Annotated in this window: 16 protein-coding genes; 13 read left to right on the top strand and 3 right to left on the bottom strand. The window is 69.6% G+C overall.

Annotated elements, in window-relative coordinates; translation table 11 throughout:
- Window positions 1-2 precede the first annotated feature (2 nt).
- Window positions 3-2,075 carry a carbon starvation CstA family protein gene (locus VF632_RS21115; protein ID WP_331024904.1) on the bottom strand — a complete coding sequence of 691 codons (2,073 nt, stop codon included), beginning with the start codon at window positions 2,073-2,075 and terminating at the stop codon, window positions 3-5.
- A 181-nt stretch (window positions 2,076-2,256) separates the two neighbouring features.
- Between VF632_RS21115 and VF632_RS21120 the strand changes: the two genes are divergently transcribed.
- The 6 genes from VF632_RS21120 (at window position 2,257) to VF632_RS21145 (ending at window position 8,348) form a co-directional block, all read left to right on the top strand.
- Window positions 2,257-3,840, top strand: a complete 1,584-nt coding sequence (locus tag VF632_RS21120) for a flavin-containing monooxygenase (RefSeq protein ID WP_331024905.1) — start codon at window positions 2,257-2,259, stop codon at window positions 3,838-3,840.
- A gap of 654 nt (window positions 3,841-4,494) precedes the next feature.
- The gene (locus VF632_RS21125; protein ID WP_331024906.1) at window positions 4,495-4,707 is read left to right on the top strand and encodes a hypothetical protein; all 213 of its coding nucleotides are present in this window, start codon (window positions 4,495-4,497) and stop codon (window positions 4,705-4,707) included.
- 44 nt (window positions 4,708-4,751) lie between these two features.
- Entirely contained in the window at window positions 4,752-4,955 is a 204-nt protein-coding gene (locus VF632_RS21130) for a hypothetical protein (RefSeq protein WP_331024907.1), read from the top strand.
- Between the two features lie 57 nt (window positions 4,956-5,012).
- Window positions 5,013-6,194, top strand: coding sequence for a hypothetical protein (locus VF632_RS21135; RefSeq protein ID WP_331024908.1), 1,182 nt, complete (start codon window positions 5,013-5,015; stop codon window positions 6,192-6,194).
- Complete coding sequence (locus VF632_RS21140) at window positions 6,191-6,856, top strand: DsbA family protein (RefSeq protein ID WP_331024909.1); 666 nt, start codon at window positions 6,191-6,193, stop codon at window positions 6,854-6,856. Before VF632_RS21135 ends, VF632_RS21140 begins: the two co-directional genes overlap by 4 nt.
- Window positions 6,825-8,348, top strand: coding sequence for an NAD(P)/FAD-dependent oxidoreductase (locus VF632_RS21145; RefSeq protein WP_331024910.1), 1,524 nt, complete (start codon window positions 6,825-6,827; stop codon window positions 8,346-8,348). The genes VF632_RS21140 and VF632_RS21145 overlap by 32 nt, the downstream gene beginning before the upstream one ends.
- 1,100 nt (window positions 8,349-9,448) lie before the next feature.
- On the opposite strand, the gene VF632_RS21150 is transcribed toward VF632_RS21145, so the two are convergent.
- Both VF632_RS21150 and VF632_RS21155 read right to left on the bottom strand, forming a co-directional pair.
- Window positions 9,449-10,096 (bottom strand): hypothetical protein, encoded by a 648-nt coding sequence (locus VF632_RS21150; RefSeq protein ID WP_331024911.1) that lies wholly within the window; start codon window positions 10,094-10,096, stop codon window positions 9,449-9,451.
- Between the two features lie 12 nt (window positions 10,097-10,108).
- On the bottom strand, window positions 10,109-11,341 hold the full coding sequence (locus VF632_RS21155; protein WP_331024912.1) for a hypothetical protein: 1,233 nt from the start codon (window positions 11,339-11,341) through the stop codon (window positions 10,109-10,111).
- Between the two features lie 628 nt (window positions 11,342-11,969).
- Between VF632_RS21155 and VF632_RS21160 the strand changes: the two genes are divergently transcribed.
- The 7 genes from VF632_RS21160 to VF632_RS21190 all read left to right on the top strand — a co-directional run bounded on the left by VF632_RS21160 (window position 11,970) and on the right by VF632_RS21190 (window position 24,178).
- The gene (locus tag VF632_RS21160; RefSeq protein WP_331024913.1) at window positions 11,970-12,278 is read left to right on the top strand and encodes a hypothetical protein; all 309 of its coding nucleotides are present in this window, start codon (window positions 11,970-11,972) and stop codon (window positions 12,276-12,278) included.
- Window positions 12,279-13,042: 764 nt separating this feature from the next.
- Window positions 13,043-14,221 (top strand): efflux RND transporter periplasmic adaptor subunit, encoded by a 1,179-nt coding sequence (locus tag VF632_RS21165; RefSeq protein WP_331024914.1) that lies wholly within the window; start codon window positions 13,043-13,045, stop codon window positions 14,219-14,221.
- 113 nt (window positions 14,222-14,334) lie between these two features.
- Window positions 14,335-15,684: a TolC family protein gene (locus tag VF632_RS21170; protein ID WP_331024915.1), complete on the top strand. Its 1,350-nt coding sequence runs from the start codon at window positions 14,335-14,337 to the stop codon at window positions 15,682-15,684.
- Between the two features lie 39 nt (window positions 15,685-15,723).
- Window positions 15,724-18,882, top strand: coding sequence for an efflux RND transporter permease subunit (locus VF632_RS21175; protein WP_331024916.1), 3,159 nt, complete (start codon window positions 15,724-15,726; stop codon window positions 18,880-18,882).
- 167 nt (window positions 18,883-19,049) lie between these two features.
- Window positions 19,050-20,072, top strand: a complete 1,023-nt coding sequence (locus tag VF632_RS21180; RefSeq protein ID WP_331024917.1) for a hypothetical protein — start codon at window positions 19,050-19,052, stop codon at window positions 20,070-20,072.
- Between the two features lie 22 nt (window positions 20,073-20,094).
- Entirely contained in the window at window positions 20,095-23,232 is a 3,138-nt protein-coding gene (locus tag VF632_RS21185; protein ID WP_331024918.1) for an efflux RND transporter permease subunit, read from the top strand.
- A gap of 46 nt (window positions 23,233-23,278) precedes the next feature.
- Complete coding sequence (locus tag VF632_RS21190; RefSeq protein WP_331024919.1) at window positions 23,279-24,178, top strand: hypothetical protein; 900 nt, start codon at window positions 23,279-23,281, stop codon at window positions 24,176-24,178.
- Window positions 24,179-24,188 lie beyond the last annotated feature (10 nt).

The raw sequence follows: 24,188 nt of genomic DNA on the forward strand, positions 1-24,188 counted from the left end.
CCTCAGTCCCCCGCCAGCCCCAGCGCCGTCGGCACGAACGGGGCTTCGTGCATCACGATGGGCTTGCGCTTGCGGACCAGCAGGATCCACTCGCGGATGGAGACCACGATCACCATCACCGCCACGCCCATGAACACCAGGGCCACGACGGCGTCCAGCCGCGCGTTGAACATCATCTGCTGCGCGGCCTCCACCGTCTTCGCGGCTGCGGGGAGCCGCCCCTCCGCCAGCGCGGCGTCGATGGCGCGGGCCTGCGACAGGAAGCCCAGCTTGGGGTCGGCCGCGAACACCTTCTGCCACCCCGCCGTGAACGTCACCGCCGCCAGCCACGCCAGCGGCCCCAGCGTCACCCAGGCGAAGCGAGCCTTGCCTATCTTGATCAGCACCGTCGTTCCCACGCACAGCGCGACGGCGGCCAGCAGCTGGTTGCTGATGCCGAACAGCGGCCACAGGCTGTTGATGCCGCCCAGCGGGTCTACCACGCCCTGGTACAGGAAGTACGCCCATCCACCGACCACCAGCGCGCTGGACAGGATGATGGAGGGATACCAGGAGGTACGCCCGAGCGGCTTGTACACGTGGCCCAAAATCTCCTGCATCATGAACCGGCCCACGCGCGTGCCGGTGTCGATGGTCGTGAGGATGAACAGCGCCTCGAACATGATGGCGAAGTGGTACCACACCGCCATCAGCCCCGACCCGCCGATGACGCCCGAAAAGATCTGCGCCATCCCTACCGCCAGCGACGGCGCGCCACCCGTTCGCGCCATCAGCGACTCCTCGCCTACGGACGCCGCCAGGCCCTGCATCTGCTCGGGCGTAACGACGAATCCCCACGCCGCGATCGTCCGCGTCGCTTCCTGCAGCGTTCCGCCGACGACTCCCGCCGGCGCGTTGATGGCGAAGTAGACGCCGGGGTCCAGGATCCCCGCCGCCACCATCGCCATCACGCCCACGAAGCTTTCCATCAGCATGGCGCCGTAGCCCACCAGCCGCGCATCCGTCTCGCGCATCAGCATCTTGGGCGTGGTGCCGGACGCCACCAGCGCGTGGAAGCCGCTGATGGCGCCGCACGCCACGGTGATGAAGGCGAACGGGAACAGCTTGCCCGCGAACACGGGCCCGGTGCCGTCCACGAACTGCGTCATCGCCGGCATCTTGATGGTCGGCAGGCTCACCAGGATGCCGGCGGCCAGCGCCACGATGGTCCCGATCTTCAGGAACGTCGACAGGTAGTCGCGTGGGCACAGCAGCACCCACACCGGGAGGACGGACGCCACGAAGCCGTAGCCCGCCATCAGCCACACCAGCGTCGTCTTTTCGACGGTGAAGAAGTCGGCCAGCACCGGGTTCTCCGCCACCCACCGGCCGCCCACCGTCGCCGCCAGCACCAGCGCCACCCCGATGGCCGACGCCTCGCCCACGCGGCCGGGGCGGAAGGCGTGCATCCACCACCCCATCAGCAGGGCGATGGGCACCGTGCAGGCGATGGTGAACAGCCCCCACGGCGAGTGCGCCAGCGCGTTCACCACGATCAGCGCCAGCACGGCCAGGAGAATGGCCATGATGGAAAGCACGGCCACCATGGCGATGAACCCCGCCGTGGTGTTGATCTCCTCGCGCGCCATCTGCCCCAGCGACTTTCCGTCGCGCCGCATGGAGGCGAACAGGATGACGAAGTCCTGCACCGCGCCCGCCAGCACCACGCCGATGATCAGCCAGAGCGTGCCCGGCAGGTACCCGAACTGCGCCGCCAGCACGGGGCCCACCAGCGGTCCCGCCCCCGCGATGGCCGCGAAGTGGTGCCCGAAGAGCACCCAGCGATTGGTGGGCACGAAGTCCACGTGGTTGTCCAGCCGCTCGGCGGGCGTGGCGCGGTTCGCGTCGAGCTCGAAGACGCGCGTGGCCAGGAACTTCGCGTAGAAGCGGTAGGCCACGGCGTAGGTGCACACCGCGGCGATCACCAGCCAGGCGGCGTTGATGGTTTCGCCGCGGTGAAGGGCCATGGTGCCCAGCGCCACGGCGCCCAGCACGGCGACGGCGGCCCAGGCCAGCTTGGGAAGGTGCGTGCGCATGGTGGATCGCGACGGGAAGGAAGCGGCGGGTGGGGAAGACGGCCAGAAAGTGCGGTGATGGCCGCGCGGAAACAAGAGGGCGCCCTAATCCGCTCTTAACCGCAAACCGGTTCAGAACCGGGCACTCTCGTGCGTCTCACTCCAGGAGGAGGTTCGCACCTTTCCACCAACGGAGGCACCCATGCCGCGCGTCGCCATCATCGGAGCGGGGCTCAGCGGGCTGGTCACCGCCAAGACCCTGCTCGAAGAAGGGTTCCAGGTTACGCTGTTCGAGACGGAGGACGAGGTGGGAGGCGTGTGGGCGCGCACCCGCCGCTACCCCGGCGTGCACACGCAGAACCCGCGCGACACCTACGCCTTTTCCGACTTCCCCATGCCGCGCGGCTACCCGGAGTTCCCCACGGGAGCGCAGGTGCAGGCGTACCTGGCGGCGTACGCGGACCGGTTCGGGGTAACGGAGCACGTGCGCTTCCGCACCGCCGTGGAGCACGCCGCGCCGCGCGCGGACGGATGGACGGTGCGCTCGCGGGCGCTGGACGGGGGCGACGCGCGCGTGGAGGCGTTCGACTTTCTCTGCGTCTGCAACGGCACGTTCAGCACGCCGCACGTGCCGGAGCTGGCGGGTCGCCACGCCTTCGCCGACACGGGCGGCACCGTGCTCCACTCCACCGGGTTCCGCGACCCGGAGCAGGTGCGGGGCAAGTCGGTGGTGGTGATCGGGGGTGCCAAGTCGGCCTGCGACGTGGCCGTGGCTGCCGCCGGCGCGGCCGCGCGGACGGCCATGGCGTACCGCACCCCGAGCTGGAAGATGCCCAAGAAGTTCTTCGGCATCGTGCCGCTGCGCTATGTGCTCACCACGCGGTTCAGCGAGATGCTCTTCCGGGACCGCGAGCTGCGCGGAATGGAAAAGGTGATGCACACCGTCGGCGCGCCCGCGGTGTGGCTGTTCTGGCGGGGCGTGGAGCGGCTGCTGCGCGCCAGCCACCACCTGGACGCGTGCGGCATGGTGCCGCGCGAGCGCATCGAGCGCGTGGTGAATTGCTCGCTGGGGCTCGCCACGGACGGATTCTACGCCGCGGTTCGCGACGGCCGCATCGCCGCGCACCGGGCGGGCGTCCGCGCGCTTCACCCGGGCCAGGTGGAGCTGGACACGGGCGAGCGGCTGCCTGCGGACGTGGTCGTCTGCGCGACCGGCTTCCGCCAGCACGCGTCGTTCCTGGACGAGTCCGTGCAGCGGACCGTGCAGGACCAGGAGGGCGTGTTCCACCTGTACCGGAACCTGGTGCACCCCGACGTGCCGCGGCTGGCGTTCGTGGGATACAACAGCAGCCTGTACAGCCAGCTCACGTCGGAGATCGGCGCCCGGTGGGCCGCGCGCTGGTTCATGGGCGAGCTTCGCCTTCCGCCGCGGAACGCCATGCTGGCCCACATGGAGGCGAAATGGGCGTGGGTGCGCCAGAACCGGCCGCTGGGCGTGGCCAGCGGCACGTGCATCATCCCCTTCACCTTCCACTACGTCGACGACCTGCTGCGCGACCTGGGCGCCCGCACCGTACGACGCCCGCTGAACCGCCTGCGCGAGGTGATGCTGCCGGTGGATCCTTCCGTCTACGCAAATCTCAAGGCCGAGCTGGACCGCAACCGCGCGCGGCGGCTGGCGAAGCAGGCGCCGGCCGGGGGTGCCCCGCCGACGAGGCAAGATGGGACCGCGGGGACGGCAGACGACATGATCGCGGCAGGGAGAACCTCTGCCGGCGGCACCTGACGAGGACGAGGGCGGGCTTGAGTGGGTGCGTGTGCCTGGGGGGCGGCTCTGGTGAGCCGCCCCCATTGCGTCGTGTCGCCGCGCCGGTGCCATTTCGCACGACGCGGAAACAGGAAGGGTAAAAACCACACCCGCGCCGCCCAATGTGGTACGCGCCTGCGCGCCTCTGGCCCATTCCGAGCGACAATTGCAGATAGTTCTTGCAGTTCGAGCGGTGCCACACGCACCTTGCGCCCGCGTTCCGATGCGGCCCTCGCGATAGGGCCCATCCGGGAGGCAGGCGAGTCCCACGCTCGATCACCTCCGCCCCTGGCGCCGCCTGCCGGCCGGCGAGGCGCGGTACGGCACCACGAGCGCCTGCACGGCAGGCATTGGGCACACGCGCCTGCAGGAGAACTGTTTTCCGACCCAAGTTTCTGGACACCGCAAGGAGCGACGACACAGCTCGGGGGACCACCGGGGCCGCGCCACAAGGCCCCGCGGGGTGGCAGGGAAGACGACGAGAGCCGGCGCGGCCAGCACAAGGCCGTCGCGCGCCGGCGCCAGAGCCAGGATCGGGCAGGGCTCCCGCTGTTGCGGCCGCGCAGGGTGCGCCGGCCGCGGGCGCGCGCGACAAGCGTGCGCGCCCTTCCCCACCACTTCGTGAGGTGCGTGATGAAAAAGCTCCACATGGCCGCGCTCGCCGTCATCGCCGCGGGCGGCACCGTGCTCGGCACCCCGACCCCGGCGAACGCGACGTACAAGGCGGCGCCCGTCCTTTACTGCTGCGAGTACCGGGACGTGCGCTTCGGGTTCGACAAGGTCCTGAGCACCTGCTGCCATCTGGGCGGCTGCCAGGTGACGGCGACCGGCTGCGGCGCGCTCTGACGAGGTCGTAATCACCTCCAAACCCTTCTACCTGCGGAAATTCGATGAACCGCAAGATCAACCTGTTCGCCGCTGCGATCATCATGGCTGGCGGGCTGTCGTTCGCCCGCCCTGCGCAGGCGACCATGGTATTGTTTCCCGACCTGAAGATTCGCGCGTGCTGCAGCTCCCTCGACACCAAGCAGTTCTGCTGTTTCGAGGGTGGCTACGGCTGCCGCATCGACGCCGGCGGCTGCCAGCGCGTGTAACCTCATCTGCGGGTGCCGGCAAGCGCCGGCACCCGCCTATCCAGTCTGGATACCATCATGCCCATACAACCGTGCGCTGCCGGCCCCGGGTTCGGCCGAACAGCGCTCCTGCCCGCCCTGGCAATTGGCATCATCGCCTGCGCGGAACCCGAGACGAACGCGGCGGCAGCGCCCGGCAGCGTCTATGGAGCTGTCGAAGTGGCCCGTACACTCGGCACCGTCGAGTTCGGCGGGATCTCTGCCGTGGACGTCGACAGCCGCGGTCGCATCCTGGTCGGGGACGGTGGAGAAGTCGTCGTCCTGTCGCCCAACGCGACAGTCGAGCGGCGCATCGGCCGTCAGGGACATGGCCCGGGCGAGTTCCAGTACATCGCCACGGTCACCGCCCTGGCCCGCGACAGCGTCTTCGTCTATGACCCGGGACTGCGCCGCATCACCGTGTACCCGCCCGGCTCCGCCAAGCCGGCGTACTCCACCCAGATCTCCAGCGGCCAGACCACGCTCCCGTACTGGGCACGGCCCGCTGGCGGGCGAGGCCAAATTGTCGCTGCGTTCAAAACGGCTCGCGGCGACGTGCCCGAGCGCAAGAAGGGTGTGGCACCCGCCGAAGTGCTGCGCCTGCTCAACCCTGACGGCTCCGTCGTTCGCGACTCACTGGTGCTGATGCCAGAGATGCAGATGCTCAACATAGACAACGTCGAGGGTCGGGGCGTGCTCCACTACCCGTTTGCGCGGCACAGCGTATTCGCTTTGTCGCGCCGCGGTGTGGTGTATCACGGGTGGACCGACTCGCTCCGCTTTTCCGCCTACGGACTGGACGGGCGGCGCCTGCGCGAGTTTCACGTCCCGCATACGCCGCGAGCTGTTTCTAGCCAGGAACTCGACAGCGTGGTGCAGAAGCTGTCGAAAGATCGTTTCTCCGCGGCAACGGTCCGACGCGCGCTGGAAGGTACCCGCACCCGTACCTGGCCTGCGTTCCAGAGCTTCTTCGTGGATGACCAGGAACGCCTGTGGGTGGCGCTGACGCCCGCCAGTGACGACGCCGACCTGGAATGGTTGGTTCTTGGGTCTTCCGGACAGCGACTCGGGTCGCTTCGCCTGCCCCAGAGCGTCACGCTCGGCACCGTGCGCGGAGACCGCGCGTACGCCGTGGCCCGCGACGAGAACGACGTGGAATCCATCGTGGTCTACCAGCTCACCTCCACTCCCGGCGCCACAGTGGCAAAGGCGGGGCAATGACGAGAAATCAGCTCACCTCTACCCTGGTGACCGGCGTGCTGGTCACCTGCGCCGTGCTGATCACGGCGGCGGTGGTCAAACGCGAGTTCCTCCCGTCCGCCGCCGCGGCGCCGGGACCCGACCCGCGGCCCCGGAAGCTGGAGAACGCGGTCGCCCTGGCGCAGACGGGCCAGGTGATGGGCCGCCCCGACGCCCCGGTGAAGATCGTGGAGTTCTCCGACTTCCAGTGCCCGTTCTGTGCCCGCGCGCAGGAGGTCATCGAAAACGTCAGGCGCCGGCACCCGGACCGCGTCGCCGTCGTGTTCCGGCACTTTCCACTGGACGCCATCCACCCGCACGCCCGCACCGCCGCAATGGCGTCGGAATGCGCGGCCGAGCAGGGCCGCTTCCACGCGTACCACGACGCTCTCTTCGCGCGGCAGGACTCCATCGGCACCCGCGCGTGGGAGGCGTTCGCCGCCGACGCGGGGCTGCGCGACCTGCCTGCCTTCCGCCAGTGCGTGGACTCACGCAGGCACGCGGCGGCGGTGGAGCGCGACGCGCGGGTGGCAGCCGAGCTGGGGCTGGAGGTTACCCCGTCCCTCATCGTGAACGGGGAGCTGCGCCCCGGCCTGCCCACGGAGGAAGAGCTTGAGCGCTGGGTGCTCGCCGGCGGGCGCTGACCAGGCGCGGGCGGCGGACGGTGAGGGCCAGCTCAGCCGCCGCGCGTTCCTCCACCATGCCGCGGCGCTGGCCGCGGCAGCCTGGGCGGCGGGGTGCAGGGACGGGGCGGCCGCCGCGACGGCCCCGAGTTCGGTGGAGATCCTGGTGGTGGGCGCGGGGCTGGCCGGGTTGGCCGCGGCACGGGAGCTGGAGCGGAGCGGGCACGAGGTGCTGGTCCTGGAGGCGCGCGGGCGGCCCGGCGGACGGGTGCTGACGCTGCGGGAGCCCTTCGACGACGGGCTGTACGCCGAGGCGGGCGCGGTCTTCGTGCCCGCGCACCACCATCACACGATCACCTTCGCGCGCGAGCACGGAGTGCCGCTCGTTCCCGCGTTCGACCGGCGCCGCGCGGGGAGCCAGTGGTTCCACGTGGCGGGCCGGCTCGTCCGCGCGGATCCGGAGGGACGCGTTCCATGGCCGCTGCCGCTTCCCCCCGCCGAGCAGGGCATGTCGCCCGGCGCGCTCCAGGAGCGGTATCTCGGGCCGCTGATCCAGCGCCTGGGCGACCCGGCGCATCCCTCGTGGCCGAGCGAAGCGGCGCTGGCGTACGATGTGTTGAGCCTCGCCGATCTGCTGCGCCGCGAGGGGGCCTCGGAGAACGCGATCACGATCGCGCGGCTGGGCTACCTGGACGAGTGGGGCGACGGGATCGACTACATATCCGCCCTGGGAATGCTGCGCGACCTCGCGATCAACGGGCGCGGCCACGACACGTTCTCCGTCCAGGGCGGAACCGACCGGCTGCCTCGCGCCATGGCGGCCCGGCTGGCGGAACGGATCCGCTACGGCGCCGCGGTCACCGCCATCCGTCGGCGCCGCAGGGGCGTGGACGTGGAGTACGTCGAAGGGGGCACCCTGCGAGCGGTGAGGGCACGGCGGCTGGTTTGCGCGATCCCCTTCCCCGCGTTGCGCACCGTCCGGGCATCTCCCCCGTGGACGGCGGGGAAGCAGGCCGCCATCCACGGACTGCCCTCGACCTCGGTGACGCGCGTGTACCTGCAGGTTGGACGCCGGTTCTGGGACGAGGACGCCCCCGCAAGCACGCCGACGGACCTGCCCATCATGCTGGCAGCCGAAGCCAGCCGCGGCCAGCCGGGCGAGCGCGGCATCCTGGAAGCGTTCATCACCGGCGCGCGGGCGCGGGAGGTGGAACGAATGGCGCCAGCAGACCGCGTCTCGTTCGCGGCCGGGCACATGGAGCGCATCTACCCCGGGCTGCGGCGGCACTTGGAGCGCGGCGCGTCGTACGCCTGGGACGGCGACCCGTGGTCCCGGGGCGACTACGCCTGGTTCCGCCCCGGGCAGGTGCGACGCTTCCTTCCGCACCTGGCCACGCCCGAGGGCCGCGTGCACTTCGCGGGCGACCACACCTCCACCTCGCCCGGGTGGATGAACGGTGCGCTGGAGTCCGGGCTCCGCGCCGCGGACGAGATCACGAATGACGCCGGGTGACACCAGCCGCGCTGTACACTTTCCTGCCTCCAAGAACGGGCGTGGCAGCAGGCCCAGGACCGCAGCAACGGCCGAAGATCATCCACCCGTTACTTCGGCGGTTGGCCCCGAATGCCACTTCGGTTCTCCGGTTTCACGGTGAGGCAGTTGGGAACAGCGCGCTGTTCCCTGGCGCTCGCCCTGTCAATCAAAAACGCAGCCCCTCTCCTCGCGACTTATAGGCGATCGGCGTTGCAAAGCTCATCGCGCACCCCGACCAAGCAGGAGCTCACCCCCTCGACCATCGAAGGCGCGGGATCACGTTTCGTTCGATACCTCGTTGTGGTACGTGAAGCCTCCGATTCTAACCGCATTCCTGCCGAACTCGGCACCGCCATTGTGCGGGCGGCCGCCCACTTTGAGGGCTGGCTACCTCACCTCATGTTGATGGTACGAAACGGCATCGGCGGTGGCGTAGTACATCGCCGCGCAGACTCGATGGAGCGAAGCTTACCAGTCGGAACTCAATCGGAAGCCCCCAGCCTCAGAGCACCAGACGTCGTGCCTCCGTGCCAGTCGGTGCCCTCGATAGCGGGTGTCAAACAATCCGAAGGTGCGCCTGAGAGCTAAGTAGGGTTCCCCGTTCGTAACGGGTGTACAATCCGTCAGAGGCACGGAAGAGGGACGGAACGCGGTCTGTCGGCCCCCACGGATCGAATGGCCATACAGTCAGCGTAAAGACTGCGGTGCACTCCGAACCTGACGACCGGCGGTTCCGTATACGCTTGAACATCACTGCGGCGCGGGGCTCCGGAACGTGTGTCCTTCAAACAGGGGAAACGGAGGATGGATGAGGCGAAAATGCACCGCGTCACGTAGCAAGACGAAGACGAGGCAAAGTCGGTGGAATGCTTCGGGGTTCTCGACCGCGACGGTCCAAAGATTTGGATTGGCGACTACTTCTTTACCGAGGCGGCGGTCGTCACCTTCACACCCACGTCGGGCGCGTGAAAACGACGGGGCCGGACCCTACCGGGTTCCGGACCCCTCGCTTGGCCGACTACATCCGGGCCGGTCCGGCTACATCCGGGAGACCTTTAGCGGGTGGACGCACTACGTCTTTACTGTGCGCGACCGTACTGGATATCGGTTTCTAGCCGCCTCGCCAGAACAGCCGCCGCGTACCAGACCTCCGGGGCTTCAACGGTATGCCCAGCAGCGATCGACTGCAACAGTGCGAGGACCGACTCCGCGATCGGGGCGCTCAGCGGCTGCTCACCGTCGAGCGGATAATACCCGGTGCTCGACCCACCCTTCAGGGGAATCCGAGCGATCGAATCGGGAGGAACGAGATCCGTTAACCAAATTGCGTTATGGGGGTCCGTATAGCGGGTTAGCACCAACATTGCTGCCGCACGCACCGCAGCAGGCCGAGACCGGTCCGTCGCGGTTGCTCTCAACTGCTGATAAAGCCGAACATCTTTCAACCGTAAACTTGACCAAACCAGCACGTCTATCTCGCTCCCGCCGGTAATCGTCTGCCACACCGTCGCGAGCGCAGCCGGACCCTCACCCTCGCAGCCGGAGATCTGATGCAAGGCCCAGGCGCAATTCGTATGGGGATGGCCGGTAGTCAGAACCTGCGCTGCGAGGCGACAGTCGTTCCGGTGGTTCACCTGCAGATCCCTCGCGTCGCGCTGCCCAGCAGCAGGGGCCGCGCAGAACAGCATTGCGCCGACGAGGAGTCGGATGCTCTTAGATGTCGTCATCAGTTGTTTCTCCTAGCGGGCCGGGGCATTCTTCAGCTCGCCCCCGCGTTGATTTTTAAGTACACACGGGGTGCCTTGGTAGTTCGGTACTACATTACCTCCAGGCCGTATATGCAAGAGCAGTGATTCCGCTCGGGCGAATCCGTCGAGTTCGTCCCAGGCTTGTGTGTACTTGTCGTACAGGTCCGCCACATCCGACGATGTCGCTTGTTCCAGATCTGAGATCGCCGCCGGAAATTTCTGCGACAGCGCCGCTTCATACACGCGGCCGTGCTCCTTCTCGTGCCGTTCCACCCTTGGTGGCAGCTCTCGGGCAACGACAATCGGGGGGCACCAGTTGATCCCACTGGTGACGTTCCCCGTGGCGTTTGGATCTTGAGCCCGGTAAAAGTCGCTCCCCATCGTCATAGCCGGAGTATTCAAGACGTAAAAGCCAAAGAAGCTAATAGTCGCATTATCCGCGAAGTAGTCTAGCCCATCGTTCGGTCCCCCGTTGACGGGAGCCGTATCGTCTGGGGGCAGATCGCCCGGTCGTTCCGTTCTGAACCAACTCGCGAAACCCAGATCTTCCGCCCACTCGATTCTGCTCGGTATAACCATCCGGGAATCTCCAGGCGTTTGAACGAACCTGTAATCAGGCTGGCGGTCCCGCCAGTCACGTGGCTCAACAGTTACCGGAACCGATCGGTCGAGAAGTTCGCCACCGTTGACCCGCGCACGGACGGTAACCGTGCCACTGATAACCATCTGACCACCCCAGGTTGTATCTGGAGTTGTGAATTCCTCTGGAGACGTGTACAACCGCCCGTGCGAATCGGTCCCAGTGAAACTCCATTCTTGAACTTGGACAGTTCCGCTACTCGCCTTGACCAAGCAACGAATCTCCTGCGCCCGCGTAACGCGGTTGGACCCCAAATCACCCGCGCAGGAGAGTTCGAGATCTTCTGAATCCCGCGTGTATCGAATCTCGTCGATCATACCCATATATGACTTGATCGTGCACCTGCGAATGCCCTCTGCAGGGATGCTCAAAGACTCGAGCGGGAACGGCAGGGGGCCGTTGTAGTTCATCATAACGCCACGAGAAATAATTGGGCCGGGTGCAAAGTCGCTACCGATCTGCGAGCCATTCCCGTCGAAGCAGGTGATTTCAAGGTCGCCATATAGGCGAGCGTTGAAGGTGAGGTTCTTTACGGGAAAATCAAAGAGGAATTCCCCGGTTCTTGGACCGTAGTCGAGGAACATCGCACCGGAACCACCTGAGGGTGGCCAGACTTCTACAAGGGACTCATCCCATGAAAGCGACGAACTCAGTGTAGTATACGGCCCGGCAATTCTCAGCCCGGCTTGGCCGAAGTATGGGATCGTCCCAGGGCCTAGGCGTTCGAAGTGGATCACGAACTCTCCTGAATTACTGCCCCGACCCCAGCCGTAGTATAGCGAAGGGGTAGCCGGGGTGGGGAGGAGAGCCTGATTGTCAGTACATGCTGCTGTAAACGCGAGAACGATGAAAGTCAGTCCTGTTCCGATAGCTCGCCTGCTCATGAGGGCCTGGTGGTGGGGAGGTTACAAAAAGGCGGCACACGAAGTGACGAGTAGTGGAACGTAAGAGCATTCCGGCGCGGATGCAACTCTAGTAGGCTGGAAATGAACGCACCTACACGAAGTGTTTTTCAGCCGAAGCCGCGTCTGGCTGACGTTTTGTGGCGACGTTCCGCCCCGGACAAGTGCGGCGTTTCCGCCTAGCACCGGCAGTGCCCAAGCTGGAGTCCGGGTTGCGCGCCGCGGGCGAGCTCACGGAGGGTGAACGCCAGCGTCCCGTACGCTTTCCCCCCTCTGAGGCGATTGCGAAGCGGCGCTGGCGTACGATGCGTTGAACCTCGCCGATCTGCTGCGCCAAGGGGCCTCGGAGAACGCGATCGCGATCGCGCGGCTGGGCTACCTGGACGAGTGGGGCGACGGAATCGACCACGTATCCGCGCTGGGGATGCTGCGGGACCTCGCGATCAACGGGCGCGGCCACGACACGTTCTCCGTCCAGGGCGGAACCGACCGGCTGCCCCGCGCCATGGCGGCCAAGCTGGCGGGACGGACCCGCTATGGCGCCGCGGGCATCGCCATCCACCGGCGCCGCAGGGGGTGGAGGTCGAGTACGTCGAAGGGGGTACACCGCGGACCGTAAGGGCACGGCGGCTGGTTTGCGCGATCCCTTCCCCGCGTGGCCGAGTACCACGACCCGGTGCAGGCAGTGCGCGCGCGAGTTGCCGCGGCGCAGGCTCCGCTGGACCGGCTGGAGGGCGTCGGGAAGAAATCCGCACCGGCCGCCTTAGGCGCACCCTTCCAGAGGTGCTGGCTGTGCACGTCGCGACGGATGGCCGCATCTGGGTTCAGCGATGGATGCCCGAGGGAAAAGCGGGTTCGGCGTACGACGTATTCACGCGGAACGGGACGTATCTCTCCACTGTGCTGGTCCCCGCAAAGTTCAGCCGGGCCCCGGCACCGGTGTTCACGTCCACGAGGGTCTACGGCGTGGTACTCGACGAAGAAACCGAGGTACAACAGGTCGGCGCCTTCGAGGTGAGCGTCCCATAGGTTTCCAGCGGCAACTCACGACTGTCCGGAAGTTCGCGCGCCGCAGCCGGGAGGCAGTCACAACGCGGGACCGCTCGCTGGCTCCAACGACGGACAGCGGTCCGTATTCCGTTCGTCGCCGGGGGATGGGCCGTACTCGGACGGTGGCGGTCCGCCTCGCCGCGCCCGGCGGCGGCAGCGCGGGCAACCATGGACGCATCGCAGGTATCTACTCCACAGGCACTGACTCAATCGTCCGAGCCGTGGCGCCTTTTGTGACCGATTGTGCTAGCGCGCTAGCACGCATAAATTTAGGAGTCGGCCCCCTGGACTGGCGTCCAGGCCCGGTGCCCCGCCTTTCTCCCGCCGAGTTGCATGATGCCAGCAAGACGCACCGCCGCCGCCGTCGTGGCTGCCCTCGTCGTCGCCCTGCTCGGGGGCGCCATCTACGACCGCACCCGCGACGCCCAGGCCGCGCCCGGCACCCCGGAGAAGGGGTCGAAGCCGCTGGTGCAGACCTCCGCATCCACCTCGTTCGACAGCGACGTCGCCATTCCCGTGCAGGGAACGGCAGCCACGCGCGGCGAGCTGGTGATGGCGGTCAGTGCGGCGGGGCAGGCCGAGGCGTGGCAGAAGGCGGTGCTGGTGGCGCAGGTGAACGGGCGCATCGCAACGCTGGGCGTGCGCGAGGGCGACGGCGTCCGCTCCGGCCAGGGCGTGGTGGGGCTGGACGGCGCCGAGTACGCGCTGGCGGTGGAAGAGGCTCAGGCGGCGCTGCGCGAGGCGCAGAGCAAGTACCGCGAGGCCACGCTGTTCGACGAGCAGATCACCGACGCCTCCGTCCGGGCCGACCGCCAGGCCGCCGCGCGCGCGCGCAGCGGGCTCGACGCGGCCGACGTGCGGCTGCGGCGCGCCCGGCTGGACCTGGCGCGCACCCGGCTGGGCGCCCCCTTCGCGGGCCGCGTCGCTTCGCTGAAGGTGGTTCCCGGCCAGTGGGTGCGGCAGGGCGACGAGCTGATGACCGTCGTGTCGCTGGACCCCATCCGGGTAGAGGTGCAGGTGCTGGAAAGCGAGATCGCGCACCTGACGGCCGGCCGCACCGCCACCGTCAGCTTCGCCGCGTTTCCCGACGAGCGCTTCACCGGCCGTGTGCAGACCATCAACCCCATCGTGGAGAGCGGCACCCGCACCGCGCGCGTCACCGTGCTGGTGCCCAACCCGGGCGGCCGCATCCTTCCCGGGATGTACGCGCGCGTTTCGCTGGAGGCGCGGCGCTACGCCAACCGCGTGATGGTGCCCCGCAGCGCCATCCTGGAGCGCGACCGCCGCACCATGCTCTTCGTGTACGAGGGCTCGGGGAGCGAGGGCCTGGCCAAGTGGCGCTACGTGACCACGGGGCTGCAGAACGACGGCTTCGTGGAGATCGTCTCCAACCCCGACACCGACAGCGTGGCGCCCGGCGAAACGGTGCTCACCGAAGGCCACTACACGCTCATCCACGACGCGCGCGTGCGCCTGGTGGACGACGCCAAGGCCGAGGGCGGACGCCCGTAGCGGCTCGACCGTGATCCTTCCACCCTTCCCGCACGGCAGTTCCGTGCAGGAAGGGCCGGGGGCGAGGGGCCGCTTCGGCGCGCTCGCTCCACACTCTTTCGATGGACCATCCGATGAAGGCCTTTTCGCTTTTCGCGGCGCTGCTCGTGGCCGCCGCACCCGTGGCGGCGCAGGCGGGGCAGGACAGCATGCCGCTGTCGCTGGCCCAGGCGCAGCGCATCGCCACCGAGAACAATCCCCAGTACCGGCGTGCGCAAACCGACCTGGGCACGGCCGAGGCGGACCTGCGCCGCGCGCGGGGAGCCTTCCTTCCCATTGTTTCATTGGACTTCGCGGCGAGCGGGGGCTACAGCCGGCGGTTCACGGGCCTGGACCAGTTCGGCGAAACCGTCGTGCGCGACGAGGTGCTGGAAAGCAACTACAGCCGCGCCGACCAGGGACTCTCCATCCGCTCCCTGACGCTATTCGACGGGGGAGAGCGGCTCCGCGAGCGCCGGGCGGCGCAGGCAGGCTACCAGGCGACGGAAGCCCGCATCGGCTCCGAGGAGGTGCGCGTGCGCGGCGAGGTGGAGCGCCGCTACTGGGAAGCGGTGCGTACCGGTCAGGCCATCGCCCTCGAAGAAGCGCTCCTCAGGTCCGCGCGCGAACGGCTGGAATCTACCCGGGCCCTGCAGCGTGTGGGCGTGCGCGGCCCCATCGACGTGCTGGGTGCCGAGGTGACGGTCGCCGAGCAGGAGCAGGCGCTGGAGAAGGCGCGCGGCGATGCGCGGCGGGCGCAGTTGGACCTGCGCCAGTCCATGGGCGTGCTCGACGGGCCGCCGCTGGTGCTCACCGACGCGCCCGCCGCGCTCTTCGACCCCGCCGCGCTGGATGTGTCGGCGCTCGTGTCGCGCGCCGTCGCGAACCACCCGCGCGTGGCGCGGGTGCAGTTGGCCGAGCAGCAGGCCGAGCACCGCCTGGGCGCCGCACAAACCACCCGCTGGCCTCGACTGAGCGTGGCCGGCAGCCTGGGCCGCAGCCAGAACAACAGCGACTATTCGGGACTCGTGCAGGTGAACCCGCTGGACCAGGCCGCCGGGCTGAAGTTCGACCTCTCCATCCCGCTCTTCACCCAGTACCAGACGTCGTACCAGATCCACTCCGCCCGCGCGGCGCGCGACGCGGCCCGCGAGGATTCGCGCGCCGAGCGGCTGACGGTGGAGCGCGACGTGCGCGTGGCCGTGGTGGAGCTGCAGAACGCGCACACCGCCGCGGCACAGACCGCGCGGGCGTTGGAGTTGAACCGCCGCCGCCTGGAGCTGGCGCAGCAGCAGTACCGCGTGGGCGCCCTGACGCTGATGGAGCTGACCGACGCGGTGGAGCGCGCGGCCCGCGCCGAGCGCGACGCGCTGCGCACCCGCTTCGAGTTCGCCGCCGCGCTCGCCACGCTCGACGAGCACGTGGGCGGCCCCGTGGCGCCCTGACCGGCCGCACCCCTTCGATCCACCACGGCACCCCGCCCCATGTCGCTGCCGAGCATCGCCATCCGCCGCCCGGTGGCCGTCGCCATGTTCTTCCTGGGCGTGGTGTTCCTGGGCCTGCTGTCGTTCTTCCGCCTTCCCATCGACCTGCTTCCCGACGTGGCGTACCCGCGCCTCGTCGTGTACACCACCGACCCGGGCGCCGCCCCGGCCGAGGTGGAGCGGTTCATCACCGAGCCGGTGGAGCAGGCCGTCAGCACCGTCCCCGGCGTGCAGGGGGTGGAAAGCGTCACCCGCGAGGGCGCCTCGCTGGTCACCGCGCGCTTCGCGTGGGGCACCGACATGGATTTCGCCGCGCTGAACGTGCGCGAGCGGCTCGACAACATCCGCGACCAGCTTCCCGAGCTGGCCGCCCGCCCCGTGGTGCTGCGCACCGACCCGCGCAGCGAGCCCGTCCTGGCGCTTTCCATCGCCGGCGGGCGCGACCTTCCCGGCCTCAAGGAGCTGTCCGAGTCGGTCTTCAAGCGGCGGCTGGAGCAGATCGATGGCGTGGCCCTGGCCCAGGTGACGGGCGGGGTGGAGCGCGAAATCCACGTGGACGTCGACCCCCGGAAGCTGGAAAGCTTTGGGCTCACCGTGCAGGACGTGGCCACGGCGCTCAAGAACGCCAACGCCGCGGCGCCGGGCGGCACCATCCGCCGCGGCCGCTACCGCTACGCGCTGCGCACCTTGGGCGAGCTGCAGGGGGTCGACGAGATCGCCGCCGTGCCGCTGCGGCGCGACGGCGCGGCGCTGGATTCCACCGGCGCGCGCGTGCTCCTGCGCGACGTGGCCACGGTGGACGACGGCTTCCGCGAGCGCGAGTCGCTGGCCCGCTACAACGGCCAGGAGTCCGTCGGGCTGATGGTGTTCAAGAACGCAGACGCCAACACCGTCCGCGTGGCCCGGCAGGTGGACGAAACCCTTGCGCAGCTTCGCCGCGAGTACCCCGACGTCAAGCTGGAGGTGGGCGTCAGCCAGGCCGGCTTCATCTCCGACGCGCTCTCCAACGTCGTGCAGGAGGTGATCCTGGGCGGCATCATGGCCTTCCTGGTCCTCTTCCTCTTCCTGCGCGAGGCGCGCTACCCCGTCGCCATCGCCCTGGCCATCCCCATCTCGCTGATCGCCACCTTCGCCATGCTGCACGCCACCGGCGTGTCGCTGAACATCCTGTCGCTGGGCGGGATGGCGCTGGGCGTGGGCATGCTGATGGACAACTCCATCGTGGTGCTGGAAAACATCTTCCGCCACCGCGAGCTGGGGCTGCGGGCCCGCCTGGCCGCCGCGGCGGGGGCCGAAGAGGTGCAGCGCGCCATCACCGCCTCCACAATCACCACTATCGCCGTCTTCGGGCCCATCGTGTACGTCGAAGGCGTGGCGGGCGAGCTGCTGGGGGCGCTGGCCATGGCGGTCGCCTTCTCGCTCCTCGCCTCCATCGTGGTCGCCGTTACGCTGCTCCCCGCCTTGGCGGCGCGGTGGGAGGGGGATACGGGGCGTAAGGCGGGCGGCGGGCGCGTGGGGCGGTTCTTCGCGCCCCTGCTGGATGGCTTCGACCGCGGGTTCGCGCGCTTCGCCGCGCTGTACGAGCGCACCCTGCAGGCCGGGATGCGGCGGCGCGGGCGGACGATGGCGGTTGCCTTCGGCCTGCTGGCGGTGGGCGTCGCCGTGGGGCTGATGCTGGACCGCTCGGTGCTTCCCGAGGTGGACCAGGGCGCCTTCCGCCTGCGCATGGAGCTGCCCCAGGGCACGCCGCTGGACCGCACGGCCGACGAGAGCGCCCGGCTGGAGCGCACGCTGCGCGCGGACCCCGCCGTGGCCGCCGTCTTCACCCGTGTGGGCCGGCAGCTGGCGGTCGCGGGGATGGACGACCGCGAGAGCGGACTGAACACCGCCGTCCTCGACGTACGCCTGAAGGACGGCGAGGCGACGGCCGCCACGCTGGAGCGGCTGCGCCCGGGGCTGGCGAAGTTTCCCCCCGGCAGCGTGACGGCGGAGTTCGGGCAGGCCACGGCACTCGGCAAGCTGATGGGGGGCGGCGAGGCCGACCTGGCGGTGCGCGTGCGGGGCGAGAACCTGGATTCTGCGATGGCCTACGCGGGCCGGGTGCAGCGCCGGCTGGCCGCCGAGCCCACGCTGGCCAACGTGCGGGTGGGCTCCGACATGGGGCAGCCCGAGATGCGCGTGGAGATCGACCGCGAGCGCGCCGCCGCCTTGGGCGTGGACCCGCGCAAGATCGCCGAGACCGTGGAAGGCTACATGAAGGGGTCCACGGCCACGGACCTGGTGGAGTTCGACCGCAAGGTGCCCATCGTCGTCCGCCTGCCCGACGCCGAGCGCCGCTCCGCCGCCACGCTCGAGGAGCTTCGCGTGGACGGCGTGCCGCTGCGCGAGGTGGTGCGCGTGTACGACGCGGCGGGGCCCAGCGAGATCCGCCGCCTGGAACAGGGGCGGATGGTGGTGGTGCACGCCGACGTGGCCACGGGCGGGGTGGACGGGGCGGTGGAGCGGGTGCGCACCGCGCTGGCCGCCGCGCCCGCGCCGCACGGCCTGCGGGTGGAAATCGGCGGCGAGAACGAGGAGATGCGCCGCGGCTTCCGCGGGCTGGCCTTCGCCTTCCTCCTGGCCATCCTCCTCGTGTACATGCTGCTGGCGGCGGAGTTCGAGTCGCTGCTCCTTCCCTTCATCGTCCTCCTGGCCGTCCCCCTGGCCGCCGTCGGCTCCACCCTGGCGCTGTGGGTCACCGGCGCGGGGATCAACACCATGAGCCTCATCGGCATGGTGATCCTGGTGGGGATCGTGGACAACGACGCGGTGGTCAAGGTGGATTTCATCAACCAGATGCGCCGCCAGGGGATGAGCCGCCGCGACGCCATTTTCGCCGCGGGGCACGCCCGGATGCGGCCCATCGTGATGAACACCATCACCGCCATGCTGGGGCTGCTGCCGATGGCGCTCGCCCTGGGCCCGGGCGCGGAGCTGCAGGCACCGCTGGCCATCGCCGTCTTCGGCGGCCTGCTCTCGGCCACGGCGCTGACGCTGGTGGTGATCCCCGTCGCGTACGACCTGCTGGACGAGCTGGGCGAGCGCATCGGCGCGGCGTTCGGGCGCAAGCCGGCCGCGTCCACGATCCCCTTCCCCGCCGGCGTGGCCGCGGGGGATTGACCATGGGATCGCGGCTCCCGCTCGCCCCACTGCTCGCGCTCGCTAGCGCGTGCGGGGAACCGCGCGAGGGCGGCGCGTTCGCGGCCTACGACAGCGCTGGCGTCGAGCTCCGCGTGGTCGGAGCCGATGCGCGTCCAGCCGTCTGGCGACTGGATCCGGAACCGGTGGTGAGCATCGGAGCGGTCGAGGGCGCCCCCGAATACATGCTTCACGACGTACGCGGCGCGGCACGCCTGCCCGACGGCGGCGTCGTCCTCGCCAACAGCGGGAGCAGCGAACTTCGCTGGTACGACGCGGCGGGCAGGCACGTCCGCAGCGCGGGGCGGGACGGCGGCGGGCCCGGGGAGTTCCTGTCGCTTGCCGCTCTCGCGCGCGGCCCAGACGGGCGTGTGCACGCGTGGGATGCCACCAGCCTACGCTTTTCGACATTCGGCGCGGATGCCAGACTGGAGGGGTACTGGACGGTCCCCGCGGACAGCTTCGGACCGAACGTCGACCTGGCTGGCGTGCTGGCCGACAACTCCGCCGTGCTTCTGGATGGATCGAGCACGGTGTTCACGCTGTCACCGGCACCCCAGCGCGACTCGATGAGGATCTGGCATGCCTCACCCAGCGGCACCGTCCGCAGGATGATGACCATCCCCGGCCCGGAACGAATCACCTGGGGTTCAGCTCAGGGCGCCGTGCGCAGTCCCGCGCCGTTCGCCCGCAGCACACTGACGGCGGTTGGCGGTGACCGCGTCTGGATCGGGGACAACGAGCGATACGAAGTCGGCGGCTATGGTGACGACGGCAGGCTCCAGCGCCTCATCCGCCGAGTAGGCGACCCGCGGAAGGTGAGCGACGGCGAGAAGGAGGAGTATCGCCGGGCGTGGCGCGAACGCGTCGGCTCGGGCGGCCAGGTCCCTGGCGCCGCCCTCGAGAAGTTTCTCGCGGAGATGCCGTTTCCCGACACGCATCCGGCGTTTTCCGCGCTGCAGATGGATGCCGAGGGACGGCTGTGGATACGCGAGCGGGACGATCCCGCAGGGTCGCACTGGGCCGTCCACGACGCCGAGGGCCGGCTGGCGGGATCGCTTACCCTGCCGCCCCGCGCCGAGCCGCTGGACATCTCGGCCCACCACGTCGTCGCCCGCTGGACCGACGAGGACGGGGTGGAGTTCGTCCGCGTCTACCGCTTCGAGCCGTGACCGCACGCGTGGCTGACCCGCGATGATCCGCTTCTCCATCCGCCGCCCGGTCGCCGTCGCCATGGCGTACGCGGCGCTCGCCCTGCTGGGCGTGGCGTCGTGGCTGAACGTGCCGCTGGAGCTGCTCCCCGACACGCAGCTTCCCCGGCTTCGCGTCACCGTCTCCTGGCCCGGGGCCTCGCCCGAGGTCACCGAGGCGTTCCTCACCTCGCCCGTGGAAGCCGCCGTGCAGCAGGTGCGCGGGGTAGAAACGGTCACCAGCACCTCCGAGGAGGGGCGCGGGGTGATCGAGGTGGAGTTCGCGCGCAGCGCCGACATGAACTTCGCCCGGATGGACCTGGGCGAGCGGCTGGCCGCGCTCGACGAAAGCCTACCCGAGGGCGCCGGCCGGCCGGTGGTGGAGCCGTACGTCCCCGAAGAGTTCCAGGAGCAGAACCGCCCGTTCCTGCGCTACACCATCACCGGGCCGCTCACCGCCGAGGCGCTGCGCACGGTGCTGGACGAAACGGTGGCCCCCGAGCTGCGCCAGGTGGAGGGCGTGGCCGACGTGCAGGGGTTCGGAGGGCGCCAGCGGGTGCTGGAGATCGCCCTGGACGAGCGGCGCATCCTGGCGCTGGGACTGACCCCCGACCAGGTGCGGCAGCGCGTGGCCAACGCCGAGGACGTGCGCGAGGCCGGCGCGGTGGAGCGCGCGGGAATGCGGTACACGCTCGCCATTCGCGAGTACGCCGGCTCTGCCGAGCGCCTGCGCCACCTCGCCCTGCTGACGGACCTGGGGCGCGTGGTGCGGCTGCAGGACGTGGCCGTCATCCGCGACACCTACGAGGAGCCGCGCAGCCTGTACCGCATCGACGGGCAGCCGGCCGTCTCGTTCCAGGTGGTCAAGCAGATCGGCAGCAACGTGGTGAAGGTGGCCGACGCGGTGAAGGCCCAGGCGGCGCTCACCGAACGCCGGCTTCCCGGCGGCGCCCGGCTGATCCTGGACGACGACGAGAGCGAGGCCGTCCGCACCCAGCTGACGGACCTGCGCGGCCGCGCCGTCTCGTCGGCGCTGATCGTGTTCGTGGTGCTCTTCCTCTTCCTGCGCTCGTTCCGCTCGGCCGCCATCGTCTTCGCCAGCATCGCCTTCTCGGCACTCATCACCCTCAACCTGCTGTACTTCGGCGGGCTGACACTGAACGTGCTGACGCTGATGGGGCTGGCGATGGGCTTCGGGCTGATCATCGACAACGCCGTCGTGGTGCTGGAGAACGTCTATCGCCACGCGCGCACCGCGCCGGACGCCCGCGCCGCCGCCGAGCGCGGGGCCAGCGAGATGGTGCTTCCCGTGCTGGCGGCCACGCTGACCACCATCATCGTCTTCATCCCCTTCATCTACCTGCAGGGCGAGGTGCGGCTCTTCTACGTGCCGCTGGCCATCGTGGTGGGCTTCACCAACCTCGCGTCGCTCTTCGTCACCTTCACCTTCACCCCGGCGCTGGCGGGGCGCCTGCTGGAGGCGCGCGTCCGCACCATCCGCGAGCGCGAGGTCTCCACCCGGCGCCCGCTGTACGAGCGGCTGTACGCGGGCGCGGTGTCGGCCACGCTGCGCCGCCCCTGGCTGGCCGTCGTCGCCTCGCTGCTGATGCTGGGGGGCAGCTTTCACCTGTTCGACAAGTACGTCACCCGCGGGACGGTGTGGCAGCCCTGGTGGAACCAGGAATCGTACATCAGCATCAACTTCGGCCTCCCGCGGGGCGAGGAGCTGGAGCGCACCGACGAGCTGGTGAAGTACTTCGAGCAGCGGCTGAAGGCCATGCCCGAGGTGTCGCGGTTCACCACGTACGTCTATCCGCAGGCCGCGCAGATGCGGGTGGACTTTCCCGATTCGCTGCAGGACACGTCCATCCCCGTTTCCATCAAGGAGCAGCTGGAGGCGTACAGCCACCAGTACGGCGGCGCCGAGGTGCGGGTGTACGGCTACGGCCCCTCCTTCTACGGCGGGGGCGGGTCGCCGCCCAACTACAGCATCAAGGTGCTGGGATACAACTACGAGCAGGTGCGGCGCATCGCGGACGACCTGGGCACCCGGCTCCAGCGCTTCACCCGCATCCAGGACGTCGACACCAACTCGTCGGGCGCGTGGTACCAGCACGACAAGGCCACCGAGGTGGTGCTGCGGGTGGACAGGCAGGCGCTGGCTGCGCACGGCGTCACGTCGACCGAGGTGGTGCAGCGGGTGAGCGCGGCGGTGGGGCGCAACGGGCAGCGCGGCTTCCTGCGGCTGGGGGACGAGGAGCTGGCCTTCAGCGTGGCGCTCGACGGGCACCAGCGCATGGACGTGCAGCAGCTGCGCGACCTGCTGATCCCCGCCCCAGGCGGCGCCGCGGTGCGCGTGCGCGACGTGGCGCGGGTGGACGAGCGCGAGGTGCTCAGCCGCATTATCCGCGAAGACCAGCAGTACCAGCGCACGGTGAGCTACGAGTTCCGCGGCCCCGCCAAGCTGGGCGACAAGGTGCACGAGGCGGTCATCAAGGCCACCCGCCTCCCCGCCGGCTACACGCTGGTGGGGCGCGAAGAGTGGAAGTGGTCCGACGACGAGCGCACGCAGATCTACGGCGTGCTGGGCATCTCGCTCGTCCTCGTCTTCATGGTCACCGCCGCGCTCTTCGAGTCGCTGCGCCAGCCGCTGTGCGTGCTGCTGACGGTGCCCATGGCGCTGATCGGCGTGTTCATGGTCTTCTTCTTTTCCGGCGCCAGCTTCACCCGCGAGGCCTTCATCGGGGTGATCATGATGGGGGGCGTGGTCACCAACAACGCCACGCTGCTGGTGGACCACCTGAACCAGGTGCGGGCCACCGCCGGGCTGCCGCTTCACGACGCCATCCTGCGCGGCACCATGGAGCGGGTGAGGCCCATCCTGATGACCAGCGCGGTGACCATCCTGGGACTGCTGCCGCTGGTGCTGTTCAGCGAGGCGGCCGATTCCAACATCTGGAACGCGCTGGGATACTCGCTGCTGGGCGGCCTGGCCAGCTCCACCGTCCTGGTCCTCACCGTGACCCCGGCGCTCTACCTGCTCTTCGAGCGCGGCCCCGAGCGCCGGCGCCTCCGCGCCCTCGAATCCACCGCGCCGCCCCCCTCCGCACCCGCCGAAACACCGGAGCCGGTCCCCGCGTAATCGCGGTTTCCGCAACGCCGGTCCGTTTCCCCCGCTCCCGAGAACGATGGACGAAATCGCCGCCCTGGAACGGCAGATCGAGGCGCGGAACGCCCTCGCCGCCCGGCGCGCTGGCATTCTGGAAGCCCTTCCCGAGCGACGCGCCCGCTACGCCGAGCTGCGCGCGAGAGCCCAGCAGGCGTCGGGGAGCTTCTCGCTCGGGGCCCTGCTGAGGTCGATGCGCGGAGGGCCGCGCGACGATCCCGCGGGGGTGCGGGCGGAACGCGACGATGCCATCCGCGAGATCCTGGAACTGGAGCGCGAATCCAACGAACTCGATGCGCGGATCGCGGCCGGCGGGGGGCTGGATGCACAGCTGGAAGCCGCAATCGCGGCGCGCGCCGCCGCCGTCGTCGCGGCCGGCGGGCCCAACGCGCCGCGCCTGGCGGAGGCCGTCGCGCAGCTGGACGGGGCCCGGGCGGCCGCGCGCCACCTGGGCGGGGCGGCGGAGATCGCGCGCGACGCCACGGCGGCGCTGGACCAGGCCATCGCGGCGCTCGTGGAGGTCCGTGACCGCGGCGCCTGGGACCGCTACCCCGACGACCGAGCCGAGGCCGAACGGCGGCAGCAGATGCTGGAGCGGGCGCGCATCCCCGCCGGCAAGGCGCGCGGACGGCTGACGCTGCTCAGCGAGACGCTGAGGGAGGCGGGCGCCAGCCTCGGCGCCGGCGACGTCCGGATGGCCGAATGGATCGCTTCGGCGACGCGGGCCATGGAGCAGGTGCCCCAGCGCGGGTGGGAGCTGGCCGGGCGCGTGGACCAGGACCTCGAAGGGCTGCGGCGCACCCGCGAGCGGGCCGGGCGCCTGCACACGGAGCTGCGCGGGCACCTTGCGGGGTGGCGGGAGCGAGTCCAGGAGCTGGAGCGCGAGCGACGCGAACTGCTCTCCGTTCCCCCGCCCATCTGACGGCACCGTG

Origin of the sequence: Longimicrobium sp. (assembly GCF_036388275.1) — a bacterium.
In the GTDB taxonomy this organism is placed as follows: domain Bacteria; phylum Gemmatimonadota; class Gemmatimonadetes; order Longimicrobiales; family Longimicrobiaceae; genus Longimicrobium.

What these genes read in the sequence shown, in the direction of transcription:
- VF632_RS21135 (WP_331024908.1), top strand. Translation starts at nt 5,013, where the DNA reads ATGCCCATACAACCGTGCGCTGCCGGCCCCGGGTTCGGCCGAACAGCG.
- VF632_RS21155 (WP_331024912.1), bottom strand. Translation starts at nt 11,341, where the DNA reads ATGTTCCTCGACTACGGTCCAAGAACCGGGGAATTCCTCTTTGATTTT.
- VF632_RS21130 (WP_331024907.1), top strand. Translation starts at nt 4,752, where the DNA reads ATGAACCGCAAGATCAACCTGTTCGCCGCTGCGATCATCATGGCTGGC.
- VF632_RS21120 (WP_331024905.1), top strand. Translation starts at nt 2,257, where the DNA reads ATGCCGCGCGTCGCCATCATCGGAGCGGGGCTCAGCGGGCTGGTCACC.
- VF632_RS21170 (WP_331024915.1), top strand. Translation starts at nt 14,335, where the DNA reads ATGAAGGCCTTTTCGCTTTTCGCGGCGCTGCTCGTGGCCGCCGCACCC.
- VF632_RS21150 (WP_331024911.1), bottom strand. Translation starts at nt 10,096, where the DNA reads ATGACGACATCTAAGAGCATCCGACTCCTCGTCGGCGCAATGCTGTTC.
- VF632_RS21115 (WP_331024904.1), bottom strand. Translation starts at nt 2,075, where the DNA reads ATGCGCACGCACCTTCCCAAGCTGGCCTGGGCCGCCGTCGCCGTGCTG.
- VF632_RS21165 (WP_331024914.1), top strand. Translation starts at nt 13,043, where the DNA reads ATGATGCCAGCAAGACGCACCGCCGCCGCCGTCGTGGCTGCCCTCGTC.
- VF632_RS21190 (WP_331024919.1), top strand. Translation starts at nt 23,279, where the DNA reads ATGGACGAAATCGCCGCCCTGGAACGGCAGATCGAGGCGCGGAACGCC.
- VF632_RS21125 (WP_331024906.1), top strand. Translation starts at nt 4,495, where the DNA reads ATGAAAAAGCTCCACATGGCCGCGCTCGCCGTCATCGCCGCGGGCGGC.
- VF632_RS21185 (WP_331024918.1), top strand. Translation starts at nt 20,095, where the DNA reads ATGATCCGCTTCTCCATCCGCCGCCCGGTCGCCGTCGCCATGGCGTAC.
- VF632_RS21175 (WP_331024916.1), top strand. Translation starts at nt 15,724, where the DNA reads ATGTCGCTGCCGAGCATCGCCATCCGCCGCCCGGTGGCCGTCGCCATG.
- VF632_RS21140 (WP_331024909.1), top strand. Translation starts at nt 6,191, where the DNA reads ATGACGAGAAATCAGCTCACCTCTACCCTGGTGACCGGCGTGCTGGTC.